The sequence below is a fragment of the Pseudotenacibaculum haliotis genome (assembly GCF_042684245.1).
GTDB lineage: Bacteria > Bacteroidota > Bacteroidia > Flavobacteriales > Flavobacteriaceae > Polaribacter > Polaribacter haliotis_A.
The window spans coordinates 124,150-139,119 of sequence record NZ_JBHULH010000008.1; the positions used below are offsets into that span (position 1 = coordinate 124,150).

At 33.7% G+C, this 14,970-nt stretch carries 14 protein-coding genes; 7 read left to right on the plus strand and 7 right to left on the minus strand.

The window, feature by feature from the left end:
- The first annotated feature begins 2 nt into the window (after window positions 1–2).
- Genes ACFSRZ_RS12420 through ACFSRZ_RS12440 form a run of 5 tightly spaced genes read left to right on the plus strand, consistent with a single transcriptional unit; the run spans window position 3 to window position 3,680 of the window.
- Window positions 3–182, plus strand: coding sequence for a CcoQ/FixQ family Cbb3-type cytochrome c oxidase assembly chaperone (locus ACFSRZ_RS12420; protein ID WP_379666888.1), 180 nt, complete (start codon window positions 3–5; stop codon window positions 180–182).
- A 3-nt stretch (window positions 183–185) separates the two neighbouring features.
- On the plus strand, window positions 186–1,061 hold the full coding sequence (locus ACFSRZ_RS12425; protein WP_379666889.1) for a cbb3-type cytochrome c oxidase N-terminal domain-containing protein: 876 nt from the start codon (window positions 186–188) through the stop codon (window positions 1,059–1,061).
- A gap of 37 nt (window positions 1,062–1,098) precedes the next feature.
- On the plus strand, window positions 1,099–2,520 hold the full coding sequence (gene ccoG, locus ACFSRZ_RS12430) for a cytochrome c oxidase accessory protein CcoG (protein ID WP_379666890.1): 1,422 nt from the start codon (window positions 1,099–1,101) through the stop codon (window positions 2,518–2,520).
- Window positions 2,521–2,532: 12 nt separating this feature from the next.
- The gene (locus tag ACFSRZ_RS12435; RefSeq protein WP_379666891.1) at window positions 2,533–2,982 is read left to right on the plus strand and encodes a FixH family protein; all 450 of its coding nucleotides are present in this window, start codon (window positions 2,533–2,535) and stop codon (window positions 2,980–2,982) included.
- A complete protein-coding gene (locus ACFSRZ_RS12440; protein WP_379666892.1) occupies window positions 2,979–3,680 on the plus strand; it encodes a sulfite exporter TauE/SafE family protein in 702 nt (233 codons plus the stop codon). The genes ACFSRZ_RS12435 and ACFSRZ_RS12440 overlap by 4 nt, the downstream gene beginning before the upstream one ends.
- Here the strand turns inward: ACFSRZ_RS12440 and ACFSRZ_RS12445 are convergent.
- The 5 genes from ACFSRZ_RS12445 to ACFSRZ_RS12465 are packed head-to-tail and all read right to left on the minus strand — an operon-like array spanning window position 3,640 to window position 8,466.
- Entirely contained in the window at window positions 3,640–4,596 is a 957-nt protein-coding gene (locus ACFSRZ_RS12445) for a bile acid:sodium symporter family protein (protein ID WP_379666893.1), read from the minus strand. The two genes, ACFSRZ_RS12440 and ACFSRZ_RS12445, sit on opposite strands and share 41 nt — an antisense overlap.
- Entirely contained in the window at window positions 4,580–5,221 is a 642-nt protein-coding gene (locus ACFSRZ_RS12450; protein ID WP_379667047.1) for a DUF4159 domain-containing protein, read from the minus strand. The genes ACFSRZ_RS12445 and ACFSRZ_RS12450 overlap by 17 nt, the downstream gene beginning before the upstream one ends.
- 42 nt (window positions 5,222–5,263) lie before the next feature.
- Window positions 5,264–5,971 (minus strand): 16S rRNA (uracil(1498)-N(3))-methyltransferase, encoded by a 708-nt coding sequence (locus ACFSRZ_RS12455; RefSeq protein ID WP_379666894.1) that lies wholly within the window; start codon window positions 5,969–5,971, stop codon window positions 5,264–5,266.
- Complete coding sequence (locus ACFSRZ_RS12460; protein ID WP_379666895.1) at window positions 5,971–7,089, minus strand: GTP cyclohydrolase; 1,119 nt, start codon at window positions 7,087–7,089, stop codon at window positions 5,971–5,973. The genes ACFSRZ_RS12455 and ACFSRZ_RS12460 overlap by 1 nt, the downstream gene beginning before the upstream one ends.
- Window positions 7,090–7,107: 18 nt before the next feature.
- Window positions 7,108–8,466, minus strand: a complete 1,359-nt coding sequence (locus ACFSRZ_RS12465) for a transporter (protein WP_379666896.1) — start codon at window positions 8,464–8,466, stop codon at window positions 7,108–7,110.
- 190 nt (window positions 8,467–8,656) lie between these two features.
- Between ACFSRZ_RS12465 and ACFSRZ_RS12470 the strand changes: the two genes are divergently transcribed.
- Together ACFSRZ_RS12470 and ACFSRZ_RS12475 are read left to right on the plus strand one after the other, a co-directional pair.
- A complete protein-coding gene (locus ACFSRZ_RS12470) occupies window positions 8,657–8,914 on the plus strand; it encodes a DUF4834 family protein (protein ID WP_379666897.1) in 258 nt (85 codons plus the stop codon).
- Between the two features lies 1 nt (window position 8,915).
- The gene (locus ACFSRZ_RS12475) at window positions 8,916–11,324 is read left to right on the plus strand and encodes a YfhO family protein (RefSeq protein ID WP_379666898.1); all 2,409 of its coding nucleotides are present in this window, start codon (window positions 8,916–8,918) and stop codon (window positions 11,322–11,324) included.
- Here ACFSRZ_RS12475 and ACFSRZ_RS12480 read toward each other — a convergent pair.
- A complete protein-coding gene (locus ACFSRZ_RS12480; protein WP_379666899.1) occupies window positions 11,321–12,964 on the minus strand; it encodes a helix-turn-helix domain-containing protein in 1,644 nt (547 codons plus the stop codon). The two genes, ACFSRZ_RS12475 and ACFSRZ_RS12480, sit on opposite strands and share 4 nt — an antisense overlap.
- 200 nt (window positions 12,965–13,164) lie before the next feature.
- Window positions 13,165–14,793 (minus strand): helix-turn-helix domain-containing protein, encoded by a 1,629-nt coding sequence (locus ACFSRZ_RS12485; protein ID WP_379666900.1) that lies wholly within the window; start codon window positions 14,791–14,793, stop codon window positions 13,165–13,167.
- Window positions 14,794–14,970 lie beyond the last annotated feature (177 nt).

A 14,970-nucleotide genomic window follows, 5' to 3' on the forward strand; every position in this document is an offset into this window, starting at 1 on the left:
GTATGTTAAAGTTCGTCAAAAATCATTTAGAAACGATCACAGGGATAGAGATCTATCCATTGATCTCGCTGGTTATCTTTTTCACCTTTTTCGTAGCACTTTTTTGGTGGGTGTTTACAGCAAAAAAAGAGTACATCAATAAAGTAAGTAGAATTCCATTAGATGACACTATAAAATCATAAGTCATGAAGAAATATTTTCAATCTATCGCATATGTTGTAAGTGTGTTTGCCGCGATGTACGGACTGCACATAGCTATAACCACTTATGAAAAACCATTCGACATTTATGAAAACCCATTAGTGTGGATCATTCTGATAGCACTTATTCTAATGGTACTCTTAAGAGAATTGGTAAACATTGTAGCTCTAGAGAGAGTAGAAAAACTAGAACTAGAGAAAGAAGGTATCGATCCGGAAACTGTAGACAGATATGCTTGGTTTAGAAAACTTTTAAAGAAGTGGACTAGATCTAAAGCTATTGAAGAAGAAGGTGAGATCGTTCTAGACCATAATTACGATGGAATTAAAGAATTAGATAATTCTCTTCCGCCATGGTGGCTATACATGTTCTATATCACGATCATCTTTGGAGTGATTTATATGGCACGCTACCACATGTTTGGAGGTGATGACCAAGCTACAGAATATCAAAAAGAAGTAGCTGAGGCTACAAGGTTGTTAGAACAAAGAAAACAACAAAATGGAGGCGTAGTAGAGGTAGTAGTTGATGCAAATACAGCTACAATATTAACCGATGAAGCTTCTTTAGGTAGAGGAAAAGCCGTTTTTAACCTGAACTGTGCCAGCTGTCACGCACAAGATGGAGGTGGAGGTATTGGACCTAACCTAACAGATAAGTATTGGATTTTAGGAGGCGACATGAAGAGCGTATTTACAACCATTAGTGATGGAGGAAGAACAGGAAAAGGAATGGTTGCTTGGAAATCTAACTTGAAATCTAAAGATATAGAAAAAGTAGCCAGTTATATATTGTCGTTGCAAGGAACGACCCCAAAGAAACCAAAAGATCCGCAAGGAGAGCTTTGGGAAGAAGAATAAAAAGAGGTTGATAAAAAGTTAGTTTTAGTAGTTAGACATGGAAGCACCCAAGAACGAAAATTTTAGAGATACCATTGGTACGATAAATGAAGAAGGTAAACGATCTTGGGTGTTCCCTAAAAAACCAAGTGGAAAGTTCTTTAAATACCGTACCTGGGTTAGTTACTTTCTGTTAGCGTTTTTATTTTCAGCCCCTTTTATAAAGATCAATGGAAACCAGTTTTTGTTATTCAATGTTCTAGAACGTCGTTTCAACATCTTTGGATTTCCTTTTTGGCCACAGGATTTTCACCTGTTTGTGATCTCAATGATCATAGGAATCGTCTTTATTACATTATTTACAGTGGTTTTTGGGCGGATCTTTTGCGGTTGGATTTGTCCTCAAACCATCTTTATGGAAATGGTGTTCAGAAGAATTGAATACTGGATTGAAGGAGACAGAGGAAAACAAATTCGTTTAAAGAAGCAGGCTTGGAATGCAGAAAAGATTAGAAAAAGAGTTTTAAAATGGATCATCTTCTTTATCATCTCTTTTTTAATTGCTAATGTCTTTTTAGCATATTTGATTGGAAGCGATAAGTTGATCAGCTATATCTTTTCATCTCCTTTCGATCATTTAAGCACCTTGATCTCACTGCTCATTTTTACTGGTGTTTTCTACTTTGTTTTTGCTTGGTTCCGTGAACAAGTATGTGTCATTGCCTGCCCTTACGGAAGGCTGCAAGGAGTTTTGTTAGACAACCAATCTGTTGTAGTTGCTTACGATTACAAACGAGGAGAAAAAGAAAAAGGGAGAGCAAAATTTAAAAAGAATGAAGATAGAGCAGCTAGCGGAAAAGGAGATTGTATCGACTGTAAATTGTGTGTACATGTTTGTCCTACAGGAATAGACATTAGAAACGGTACGCAGTTAGAGTGTGTGAATTGTACGGCTTGTATTGACGAGTGTGATCGTATGATGGAAAATGTAGGATTGCCTACAGGACTAATACGCTATGCCAGTATTGATAATATAGAAAAGAAGAACCGTTTCCGATTTACAGCCCGAATGAAGGGATATACAGCGGTATTAGGAATTTTAATTGCTGTGTTGGTTGGAATGTTGTTTCTAAGAAATGATGTAGAAGCAACGATCTTGAGGTTGCCCGGGCAACTTTATGAGAAAAAGGAGAATGGATCCATTAGTAACGTATATACCTATAAAGTTATTAATAAAACAACAGTAGATATTAAAGATGTTAGCTATAAACTATTAACTCACAAAGGAGAGATCAAATTAGTTTCTACAGATGCATTTGTAGTTCCAAGACAAGGATTGGCAGAAGGAACCTTGTTTATAGAAATCCCAACTTCTGAATTAGGGAAGGATAAAATTCGCTTAAAAATAGGAGTGTATAGTGGAGATCAATTAATAGAAACAACAACAACAAACTTCTTAGGACCAAGAAGTTTTAGATAAAAGAACTGAATCATGAAAATCAATTGGGGAAAAGGAATCGTTATTGCTATCATCTTTTTTGTAAGCTTCATCATGTACTTTGTGGTTACAATGATGACAGATCACAGATATGATCATGATTTAGTTACAGAAGGTTACTATGAAAAAGAGTTAAGCTATCAACAGAAGATTGATGCTCGTAAGAATATGGAAAATCTTAAAGGAGATACAGTATTAGACATCACTGCAGATGGAATAATAATTAAATTTCCTGAAGAATTAAATCATAAAAATATTAAAGGTAAAGTGTTCCTTTACAGGCCATCTGATAAACAAATGGATTTTGAATTCCCGTTTTCAAAAATCCAGGATTATTTGCTCGTGCCTGACAAACGTTTGTCGGGTGGTCGCTGGAACATTACTTTAGAATTCACTTACCAAGGAAAAACATTCTTGTATACAGACCAGATTTTATACCCATGATATATACAGCGTTGCTTTTTGGTTTGTTAGGTAGTTTCCATTGTATGGGAATGTGTGGGCCTATTGCCTTCATGCTACCTGTAGAAAGAACCAATAAGACAAAAGCTGTATGGCAAACAGGGTTGTATCATTTGGGTAGAGTTTTCTCCTATGGATTAATAGGAGCTTTGTTTGGATTGCTAGGAAAAGGATTTTACTTTTTCGGGTTACAACAACAGTTATCTATTGCAGTTGGGTTGATTATGATCCTATCCGTTACAGTTCCTAAATTGTTTTCACGATTTTCAATTGTTACTCCAATAGTACGATTTACCAATAAGATCAAAAATTCATTAGGAGCATCCTTAAAAAAGAAGGAAAGCTCAACGTTTTTTACTATCGGATTCTTAAACGGACTCTTACCTTGTGGATTGGTATACATGGCCATGATCGCTTCTCTTACATCAGAAACTGTTTTTGAAGGAGTACTATATATGGCATTGTTTGGATTAGGAACTGTGCCATTAATGAGTGCTGTAGTATTACTAGGAAATTTTACAAAAGCCATTACCCGTCAACGCATTCAGAAGCTAATACCAGTTGTGGTTGTAGTTATAGGAGTATTCTTTGTGTTAAGAGGATTAGGATTGGGAATTCCTTATGTTTCTCCAAAACCCGTTATGCTTGATCTTGTAGATGCAACTCAGATGTGTCACTAACCTTTGACTTTCTTCCCCAGTAACCTGCTAGTGCCATTCCGGAGAAGATATCCCAAACTCCCCAAAAGGCAGCCAATAAAGCCATGCCACCCAAACCATCAAAGAATTGAAAGATCAATAGTAAACCTAGTCCACCATTCTGGATTCCTGTTTCCATAGAAATGGTCTTTACATCCTTCTTTTCCAAGCCAAAACCTTTGGCAGTATAATATCCGATGATAAAAGCACCGATATTGTGCAAGATTACCAGTAGAGCCACTAAGTAGATATAATCTAAGAAGATATCGATGTTTTCATAAAAAGCAATAATGATCAATGCTAAGAATACCAGCATAGAGAAAGGCTTTAAAATCTTTTCTATTTTTTTCGCAGTATTAGGAAAACGATGATTGACGATCATTCCTAAGATCAGTGGAATTCCTAGAATTAACAGTACCAATTTGAACAACTCGAAAGGATCTAATTCTACTGTTTTTAAAATAGCATTTGTGGGTTCATACAAACCACCCCAAAACTGTAAATTAAAAGGAGTCATTACCAAACATACCAATGTGGCAAAAGCTGTTAAACTGATAGAAAGTGCTGCATTTCCATTTGCCATTTTACTGTAAAAATTGGAAACATTTCCTCCCGGACAAGCAGCAATCATCATCATTCCCAATGCAAAACTGGGGTGAGGTTTGATCAAAATAATAGCCAAAAAAGTAAGTGCAGGAAGTAAAATGAATTGAGAGAAAACTCCTACTAGTAAAATCTTTGGGTTTTTGATGAGTCTTTTAAAATCATCTAAAGAAATTCCTAAGGCAACTCCAAACATAATAACAGCTAAAGCAATGTTTAGAATCCAGAGAGATTCGGTGTCAAAATTGATTCTGATATCGTCTATAACGAGGTTCGGATCAGTTTTTAAAAGCATATTGGATAATATTAGCCCCCATCTTTAAAGCTTTTAAGCGTACTTCTTGAGGATTGTTATGAATAGAAGCATCTTCCCATCCATCACTTAAATCCGATTCATAATCGTAGAAGCACACCAATCGGCCTTCGTAAAAAATACCGAAGCCTTGAGGTGCTTTTTTATCATGCTCATGAATTTTTGGCAATCCGTTTTCAAATGTGAAAGTTTGGTTGTAGATAGGATGATCATTTGGTATCTCTTGAAAACTCAACTTAGGAAAAACTTTTTTCATTTCTCTACGAATGAATTTATCCATTCCATAATTATCAGAAATGTGTAAAAAGCCTCCTGAGATCAAATAGTTTTTTAAGTTTTCTGCTTCATCCTCCGAAAAGAACACATTTCCATGCCCGGTCATAAAGACCATTGGAAAGTTAAAAAGATCGGTATTTCCAACAGCAACAGATGTTGGGTCTTTAGAAATATTTGTATTGGCATTCTCATTAGAGAAGTCTATTAAATTTGGCAAAGCTGTTGGGTTAGAATACCAATCGCCACCACCATTATATTTTAAAATAGCTACTTCTTGCCCAAATATGTGAGTGCAAACACAAAAAAAGATAATTGAAAAAAAACTCTTGATCTTCAATACAATTGAATTTACAGCAAGATAAGAATTCTATTTTTATTGATTGATAAAGGCTACATTCTGTACAGCAACAAGGGCTGCCGTTTCAGTTCTCAACCTAGCTTCACCTAACGAGATCGGCGTATAATTTGCATTCTCGCTTTTTGAAACTTCTTGAGGAGAAAAATCACCTTCAGGACCAATTAGAATCGTAACTTCTTGCTTGGGTTCTACTACTTCTTTCATCAACTCCTTCTTACCATCATAACAATGAGCAATGTAGATGTTTTCTGAAGATTCTTGATTTAAGAATTCGTTAAAAGTAATCAGCTCGTTTAATTTTGGAAGGTGAAACTTTAAAGATTGTTTCATTGCAGATTGAATGATCTTTTCCAGACGTTCTTTCTTAATCACTTTTCGCTCCGAATTTTGTGTAAGAATAGGAGTGATCTCATCAATTCCTATTTCAGTAGCCTTTTCTAAAAACCACTCTAAGCGCTCTATATTCTTTGTTGGAGCAATAGCTACATGCAACCTGTAATTTCTTTCGTTTTCTTTTTCCTCTTTGCGAATAATTGTGGCAAGACACTTTTTATCACTGGCAATATCGATCTGGGAAACAAATAATAATCCCTTACCATTGGTAATAAACACTTCGTCACCTTCTTTTTTACGCAAGACCTTTACAATATGTCTACTCTCAATTTTGTCGAAAGTGATTTGCTGAGTATTGTGGTCGATATAAGGATTGTAAAATAATTGCATTATAAATTAAGACGATAAGTTCTTCTTCGTTTGTGAGTAACAGGGCTAAAATTTCTCCAAATTTGATGTATGGCAGTATTCTCTTCCAGTTCAGGAGTTCGCACCATTGTTTTTACTCTGTTTTTATCAAATACCTTTAAGTACTGATCAAAGATAATACCTGTAACTCCTTTGTTTTGGTATTCTTCACTAACACCGATCAAATATGAAGTCACCACTGTAGGCTTTTTTCTTGCCTTGAGCAAATGAAAAATTCCAAAAGGAAATAGTTTCCCATTGGCTTTTTGCAATGCTTCAGAAAAAGAAGGCATTATAATGGCAAAAGCAACCAGTTTATGGTTTTCATCTACCACAAACTTGATGAATTCAGGATTGATAAAACCAATGTATTTATTCTTAAAATAAGCGATTTGAGTGTCAGAAATTGGAACATAGGAGGAAAGCTTCGAATACGTTTTACTAAAGAGGTCAAACATCTCATCTACATAAGGCATAATATCTTTTGTTTTCGTAAAACTCAAAGAAGTCAATTTGAAACGATGCTTAATAATTCTAGCTACCTTATCATAATAAACTCTGTCTACATTGCTTAATTGGAACTTATTTTCTAAATATTCTTTCTCTTTTACAAAACCTAATTGCTCTAAATGATCTTTGTAATAAGGTAATGAATACCAAGTAATCATTGTTCCAATATGGTCAAAACCTTCAATAAGAACGCCTACTTTATCTAAATTGGAAAATCCTACAGGGCCTTCTAAATACTCTAAATTATTTTCTCTTCCTATTTCTTGTACTTTCTCTAGAAGAGCTTTTGTAACATTAATATCATCAATAACATCAAACCAACCAAAGCGCATTTTTTTTATTTGCTGTTGATTGACTTCATATCTGTTTATAATTGCAGCTACACGACCAACAATTTTGTTGTTCTTAATAGCGACAAAAAAACGAGCTTCAGCATTTTCAAAAGCAGGGTTTTTATCTTTATCAAGGGTATCTAACTCGTCCTTTATAATTGGAGGAACCCAATATTTATTGCCTTTGTAGAGTGAAAAAGGAAATGTAACGAATTGTTTCATCTCCTTTCTTGTAGTCATTTCTTTTAACGTAATCATAGGACTAAAATAAAAATTCTATCCGTTCTCATCTTTGTTATCTTCCTCGTTTTTCTTTTTCTTCTTTTTCTTCTTTTCTTCTTTTCTCTTTTTTGCTTCAGCCTTTTTCTTTTCTCTCTCCAATCTCTTTTTTTCTTTTTCGGCTTCTTTGTCCTTTTTAGCCTTTTCTTTTTCTTCTGCAGTTTTACCTTTTAAGAATCCGAAGAGACCTTTTTTCTTTTTGTCTTTTACAGGTTTGATCTTAGAAGGTCTTACTCTTACCCTCTTAGGCCTAACTCTTATGGTTTTAGGCGTAACTTTCTGTATAGTATCATTATTAATAGTAGCCTCATCTTTATTGGTGTTCTTACGAATAGATTCAATAGTTTTAGACTTCAATTTTACTTGATTACTAGCAGCTCTTTTCTTTTTGCTCTTGAAAATGCCAGTGATTTTACCAAACAAACGACCAAAGAATCCTTTTTTCTTAACAGCACCATCGTCTTCTTCAATTGGATTTCCAAACTCATCCAATTCAACAAAATCATCTTTATGTCTATCTAATCGATAAGAAGCTCCTATTGATGTATAGAATCCTCTAGATTTTCCATCAGCAATGAGTCGTAAAGAACTGTTGATCTGTAAATCTCTATTGTATAAAAATGCAATTCCGGAACCAAGGTTAGTACTGGTTCGAATCTTTGTGAAAATGGTTTGATTTTCAAAGAAAGTAGACCAACGATCGTTTAAACTATAAGTTGCTGTTACAATATAGGAAAGCTCAGGCAGCTCGGTTCCAATTTTATCGTAATAGATATTGCTTACAACATTCAGGTCTCTGGTAAGATTATTTTGTAATAAGATTCCTGCTTTAGGAGAGAAACCTCCCGACTCAAAAATATCACTTTCAATTCCCGGGTTTACACCTGCATAAACAGCAACAGAAGGAATTAATCTCTTCCAATCAAAACGATGTCTTTCTACCCAACTACGTACTTCTTTAGATTTGTCTTTGTATTCTTGCTCGTAGATCAAATATTTTCCTCCAATTGTTAATCTGCTAATTCCCGATTTAAAATAACTGGATGTAAAAATGTTATCAAAAGCAATTCTATCTCTTTGATAAGTGAAATCAAGATTTAATTCTAGGCGTTCTTTGAAAAAAGAAGTCCTGAAAAGAAAATTGATCCCATTAGATTGAGGTCTTGAAAACGTAGGAATAATTTGTGTCTTTCTGTAGAACAAGCTTGTTTCTAACTGATAAACGCCAGTTCCAACACTATACGGACTTTCAGAGAATCCAGGTCTATTAGAATTGATTACTCCGGTATATTGTGCAGAAAGTGTACTGGCAGATACAAAAATCAGCAGGAGACACAATTTTCGGAGTAGATTCATAAAGTTAGTTAGTTGCAAAAAGCTCAAAATATTTTTGAGTTTACACAAACATACTGTAAAAATAGGACTCATCAAATGCAATAAATACTTTTTTAGGAGTTTAAAGTTTTGTAATGTATTAACGTATCAATTATCTTCAAATTGTTACTTTTGATATTAATTTAAAAATCACATACAGGAAGCAGGATTCATGGGATTACTTAGAACACTTCTAATTATTGTAATAGTATACTATGCCTTTCGTTTTTTAGCAAGGTTATTTGCACCAATTCTTGTAAAAAGAATGGCAAGTAAAATGCAGGAGAGAGCGCAACAACAATACAATCAACAAAGACAAAATACTACATCGGCTAGAGAAGGTGAAACGGTTATTGATAAAAAACCTAGAGACCAAAAGCAAAGTAATGAGAACGTTGGAGAATATGTAGATTTTGAAGAAATCGACTAACATGAATTTTAAAAAGTACTTACCACATTTAGCATCACTAGTAATTTTTGTGATTGCCGCATTGCTCTATTTCCATCCGGTCCTGAAAGGGCAAAAGATGTCACAATCAGATATCACGCAGCATACCGGGATGGCCAAAGAGGTTAACGACTTTAGAGAAGCTACAGGAGCTGAACCTTATTGGGCAGAAAGTGCTTTTAGTGGGATGCCAACCTATCAAATAGGAACGTATTTCCCTAACGATTTTATTACGCAAGTAGATAGATTAGTTCGTTTTCTTCCCAGACCGGCAGATTACTTATTCTTATACTTTTTAGGATTTTACATCTTGCTTTTGGCATTAAAAGTAGATTGGAAACTATCTATTTTAGGATCCTTAGCCTTTGGTTTTTCGACGTATTTGATTATAATTTTCGGAGCAGGGCATAATGCCAAGGCGCATGCTATTGCTTATATGCCTTTTGTATTGGCAGGAGTGTTATGGATCTTTCAGAAACGGTACTTGCTCGGATTTGTTGTTACTGGTTTAGCTACAGCACTGGAAATCAAAGCCAGTCACCCACAAATGACTTACTATTTGTTATTTGCTATTCTGATCTTAGGAATTGTTGAATTAATTTCTGCGATTAAAGAGAAACAAATTCCTCGCTTTGCTACGCAATCAGCAATGATCATTGTAGCGATGCTTTTAGCAGTAGGAATGAATGCCAGTAGATTGATGGCAACTAAAGAGTATGCAGATTTTAGTACCAGAGGAAAAACCGAACTGACAATCAATCCGGATGGTACAAAAAAAGAGATTACCAATGGTTTATCTAGAGATTATATCACGCAATATAGTTATGGAATTCCTGAAACTTTTAACCTTCTTGTGCCTAGATATATGGGAGGAGGAACCGTTGAGAAATTAGGAAAAGGCTCCAATACTTATGAGTATGTAGAATCTGTCGCCGGACCAAAACAAGCAGATGGATTTGTAGAACAAGTATTAACCTATTGGGGAGAGCAGCCTATCGTAGAAGCTCCGGCTTATATTGGAGCGGTTATTTTCTTTTTCTTCTTTTTAGGAGCTTTCTTAGTGAGAGGAAAACTCAAGTATTGGTTAGTAGCTGCTACAGCATTTTCTATTGCCATGAGCTGGGGTAAACACTTCTTTCTTACAGATATATTTATTGATTATGTACCTCTTTACAATAAATTTAGGGCAGTTTCATCCTTTCAAGTCATCGCAGAATTATGTGTGCCGTTGTTAGGAATTTTAGCTATAAAGGAATTCTTTTATTCAGATACGAGCGAGCTAGAGAAAAAAGAAGCCTTAAAAAAGGCATTGTATACAACCGGAGGTTTGGTTCTAGTGGGACTTTTATATGCGCTAGGATTCTCAACGTTTGAAGGAATTAGAGATTCAAACTATGCTCAGTATGATGGTTTGATCGACGCTGTAATTGCTGATAGAAAATCATTGTTATATACCGATAGCTTTAGATCATTACTATTGATCGGATTGAGTTTTGGATTGCTTTGGCTTTATTTAAAAAAGAAAATAGACACCACGAAAGCCATTATAGCTTTTGTAATACTTGTAGCTTTTGACCTGATACAAGTAAATCTTAGATATGTAAATGCCGATGACTTTCTTTCTGCAAGAAGAGTAGAGAAGCCTTTTGTGATGTCGCAAGCAGATAAAGAGATCTTAAAAGATAAAAGTCATTACAGAGTTGCCAATCTTACAACAGATCCATTTCAAGATGGAAGAACATCGTATTTCCATAAATCTATTGGAGGATATCATGCAGCTAAGATGGGAAGATATCAAGATTTGATAGAATTTCAAATGGCTAAGAACAATCGAGAAGTATTTAATATGCTAAATGTAAAGTACTTCATTTTTCCTGGAGAAGGAGGGAAAGAACAAGTTCAGATCAATCCGGAAGCAAATGGAAATGCATGGTTTGTAGAAAAAATGAAGATTGCCAATTCTGCTGATGCAGAGATATTAGCTTTAGATAGCTTAAAAACAAAAGTAGAAGCCATTTACAATAAAAAGAGTCAAGGAGATCTTGCTATTGCCATTCAAAAAGATTCAACTGCTACTATAAAAATGACAGAGTATTCTTTAAATCATTTAGCATACGAATCAAATAGCTCAAAAGATCAATTTGCAGTGTTTTCTGAAATCTATTACAAGGATGGATGGAATGCTTATGTAGACGGAAAAGCAACACCTCATTATAGAGTTAACTATGTACTAAGAGGAATGAAAGTGCCTGCCGGAGAACATACGATTGAGTTTAAATTTGAACCTAAAGTAATTCAAACAGGAAGTACAGTTTCCTTGGTTTCTTACCTCTTGTTATTGATTGTCCCGTTAGGTTGGTTCTTTATTGAAAAAAGAAAAGCTACATCTTAGTTATTTAACTCTTTTAAAAACTCTGTAGGGGTCTTACCTGTTTGTTTTTTAAAAGCTCTGGCAAAAGCAGAAGCATTGCTATAACCAATTTCTTCAGCTAAAGCTTGTACCGTATATTTTCTAAGCATAGTATCGGATTGAAGTTTTTGAATCAAAAAATTAATTCTTAACTCTCCAATATATTGCTTAAACGTTTTTCCCTTTTTTTCATTGACAATAGAAGATAGGTAAGTGGTATTTGTTTTAAAGTGTTTAGCTAATACTTTGATATTGAATTCTTGATCCAAATAAAGAGTTGATTTTTCAAAATTGGCCAACTCTGACAGAATCTTTTTCTCCAATGATTTATCAATTGAGTATTCCTTTTTAGAAACTGTAAAAGCTTCGGTAAATTTTTTCCCTTTCCTATAGAACCGAATAATGAATACGATAAATAAAATGATTACTGAAGATAAAATGAAGATGACCAAATTACGCTTTGCATTTTCCTTTATTAAGAGCTCGTCGTTGAGTTCTTGAACTCTTTCAAAATCATATAAATAGTGAGAATTGTTGGCTTCAGAACGGTTTTTATTTAAAGTGTTAAACTCATTGATAGCAAGATCAGAGTATTTGTAAGCACTATCCATTTGGCGAGAGTTCTTGTAAATCTCTCCTAAAATATTCAAGATGACAATCTTGTTTTTCTCTGTGTTTGGAGTTTGTTTTTTGAACTTTAAAAACTTGTAAGAGTAACTTTTTGATGAATCAAGTTCATTCAAATTATAAAAAGTAATCGCCTTTAAAAAGTTTAAATCCTGTTTTACATTAATCTCTTCAGAAGCAATTGCTTGCCCTTTAATAATCCTTAAAGCCTGCTTATAACGCTTTTGTTTTAGTAAAACTTTTATACTTCTAAGCTCATATAAGGCATGGGAGTTTTTATGCTGAGGACTAAAAGACTTAGTTACTTCATAAGCTTTGTTATAATAAGCTTGTGCAGAATCTAGAGAGATGTCATTTTCGTTTTTTGATTGTTCAAGGAAAGAGTTTCCTATTAGATTTAAAGTTGAAGATTTAAAGATTAAACTATTGTATAACTTTTCGTTCTTCAGTTTCGGAATCAGTTTTGATATTTCTAGGTCAACTTCTTTTAAAATTTTTATTGCCTCTTTATATAACCCTAATTCTATCTTTAGGTTTGCCATGTTTGCTTTGTTAGACAAGAACAATCGTTGTTTGTTAGAAGAACTTAAACTCGTATTACTTAAAATTTCATTTTCTATTTTTTTGGTTGTTTCAAACGCTTTTAAAAGTTGATATCTGTTTTTATAGATCCAAAAAAGACGACTGTACGCGTTGATCATTATTTTATCCAAACAACGATCTCTAGTAGTAGAGTCTTTAATCCCTTTCAACAGACTAATGATCTCATCTTCTGAACTTTGAAATTTCCCTTCTCGATAAGCAAAATTTGCGTGAGCAATCTGCCCGGTAAATTTGATACAACGGTCATTACTTTTTTTTAGAATATTGATATAATGAAGCGTACTGTCCTTATCTATTAACTTGTAATAATTGTATTTGTTAACAGCAATAGAGTCTTGCTTGTTAGATTGCGAATGTAACACTAAGCTAATGAGTAATAGTTTGATTATCAATAGCTTTTTGAGTGTAGGGGCCAAAAACGTTTTATATGTCACTTCGTAAAAGTATCTTGCTTTTTATAAAAAGCAAGATACTTTATTTTTTAAGACTACGGGGTGTATTTACCTTTGTAGTAAAATAAATTGTCTATGAATTAGGGCAAAATTGTTATGAAAAGAAAAGAGGAGTTAACGCTCCTCTTTTTTTATATCCATTAATGAGATTCTAACTCTCTTAAAAATTCAGAAGGCGTTTTACCGGTTTGCTTTTTGAAGGCTCTTGTAAAAGCAGAAGCATTGTTATAACCTATTTCACCAGCCATTGCTTGAATTGTATAACTCCTGAATTTTTCATCTGATTTTAATTTCGATATCAAGTAGTTGATTCGTAATTCTCCAATATACTGTTTAAAGGTTTTTTTCTTCTTCTTATTGATAATTGATGAGAGGTATGAAGTATTCGTATCTAGTTGTTTTGCTAACACCTGAATGCTAAACTCACTATCAAGATATTCAGTAGAGCTTTCCAACTCTTCTAATGCTTTCAATACCTTTTCTTCAAGAGCTTTGTCTATTGAATAAGGTTTTTTGTTTGCAACAGCCTGTTTTTTAGAACCTGATTCCTGGATCTTAGACAACTCCTTTCCGCGTCTATAGAACTTTACAACCAACAAAATAGCAGATAAAACAAAAGCAGATAAGATGAAAATAATTAAATTTCGTTTAGAGGTTTCTTTGTTTAAAATTTCTTCATTCAAACTTTTTACCTTTTCAAAATCATATAAATAGTAAGAGTTATTGGCCTCAGTTCTGGTTTTGCTAAGGTTATTTAAGTTGCTCATCGCCAGCTCAGAGTACTTAAAAGCACTATCAATCTTTTTTAAGTTCTTGTATTGGTCGGCTAAAATGTTCAACACTGTAATCTTATTTTTCTCTGTGCTAGGAGTAGCCCTATCGAAATTTAAGAATTGATGACAATAATAAATTGAAGAATCTTGTTGTTTGAGATGATAGAAAGTAATCGATTTTAGAAAATTAATTGTTTGTTCTGTATTCATCTCTTTAGAAATTCTTTCGTTCTTTCTAATGAGCCCTAGTGTTTTATCGTACGCCTCTTTTTTTAGATATACTTCCGCAGTCCTTAGCTCATATAAAGGTTTAGAGTTTTTATGAGGGGGATAGAATAAGGTTGTAGTTTTATAAGCTCTCTTATAATAAGCCAAAGCAGAATCTAATGATTTACTGTCTTTATTTTCAGCAGATCTGATATAAGTGGTTCCTGTTAAATTAAGTACAGAAGCTTTAAAAATTAAACCTCTATATAGATCATGAGCCTCCAATGAAGGAATTATTTGATTGATCTCAGGAAGCATTTCCAAATAAAGCTTCCTTGCTTCCTGAAAAAAACCAAGATCCATCTTTAGGATAGCCATATTGGATTTGTTTTTCAGCAAAGCCCTCTGAGAATAAGGACTATTATTATTTAGTGACTCTATTGCTTTTTTGTGCTCAAGTGTTATGTCAAATGCTTTAGAAAATTCATTGGAATTCTTATAGATCCAAAACAATTTATTCAAAGCTTCGATCTTTACTTTTTTTAAGCACCTATCACTACTTTCATTTATCTCATCAATCAATGAAGAGATCAACTCTCTGGATGTTTGAAAATCACCTTTTTTATAATATGCATGAGCCTCTCTTAATTTTCCATCTGATTGAATACACGTATCTTTTGACTGCTGAATAAGTAAAGAATAATGCAAAAGACTATCTGTATTCCTATTTGTGTAGTAAGAAGCTTTTTTTAGGTATACAGAATCTAAATTCTTTTCTTGAGAATGCAAAGAATTGTAGATTAATGAAATAAGAAAAAAAAGTAATAAGGGTCTTTTCAAATTAATCTTAGTTTTTTATGTTAAATAGCGTGCTTTTTATGAAAAGCAAAATACTTTATTTTTTTATAACCCGCATAGCTGTTAATTTTGTCGGCGTATAGTTATAAAAAATATGCTTGAATAAAG

What these genes read in the sequence shown, in the direction of transcription:
- ACFSRZ_RS12420 (WP_379666888.1), top strand. Translation starts at nt 3, where the DNA reads ATGTTAAAGTTCGTCAAAAATCATTTAGAAACGATCACAGGGATAGAG.
- ACFSRZ_RS12425 (WP_379666889.1), top strand. Translation starts at nt 186, where the DNA reads ATGAAGAAATATTTTCAATCTATCGCATATGTTGTAAGTGTGTTTGCC.
- ccoG (WP_379666890.1), top strand. Translation starts at nt 1,099, where the DNA reads ATGGAAGCACCCAAGAACGAAAATTTTAGAGATACCATTGGTACGATA.
- ACFSRZ_RS12435 (WP_379666891.1), top strand. Translation starts at nt 2,533, where the DNA reads ATGAAAATCAATTGGGGAAAAGGAATCGTTATTGCTATCATCTTTTTT.
- ACFSRZ_RS12440 (WP_379666892.1), top strand. Translation starts at nt 2,979, where the DNA reads ATGATATATACAGCGTTGCTTTTTGGTTTGTTAGGTAGTTTCCATTGT.
- ACFSRZ_RS12445 (WP_379666893.1), bottom strand. Translation starts at nt 4,596, where the DNA reads ATGCTTTTAAAAACTGATCCGAACCTCGTTATAGACGATATCAGAATC.
- ACFSRZ_RS12455 (WP_379666894.1), bottom strand. Translation starts at nt 5,971, where the DNA reads ATGCAATTATTTTACAATCCTTATATCGACCACAATACTCAGCAAATC.
- ACFSRZ_RS12460 (WP_379666895.1), bottom strand. Translation starts at nt 7,089, where the DNA reads ATGATTACGTTAAAAGAAATGACTACAAGAAAGGAGATGAAACAATTC.
- ACFSRZ_RS12465 (WP_379666896.1), bottom strand. Translation starts at nt 8,466, where the DNA reads ATGAATCTACTCCGAAAATTGTGTCTCCTGCTGATTTTTGTATCTGCC.
- ACFSRZ_RS12470 (WP_379666897.1), top strand. Translation starts at nt 8,657, where the DNA reads ATGGGATTACTTAGAACACTTCTAATTATTGTAATAGTATACTATGCC.
- ACFSRZ_RS12475 (WP_379666898.1), top strand. Translation starts at nt 8,916, where the DNA reads ATGAATTTTAAAAAGTACTTACCACATTTAGCATCACTAGTAATTTTT.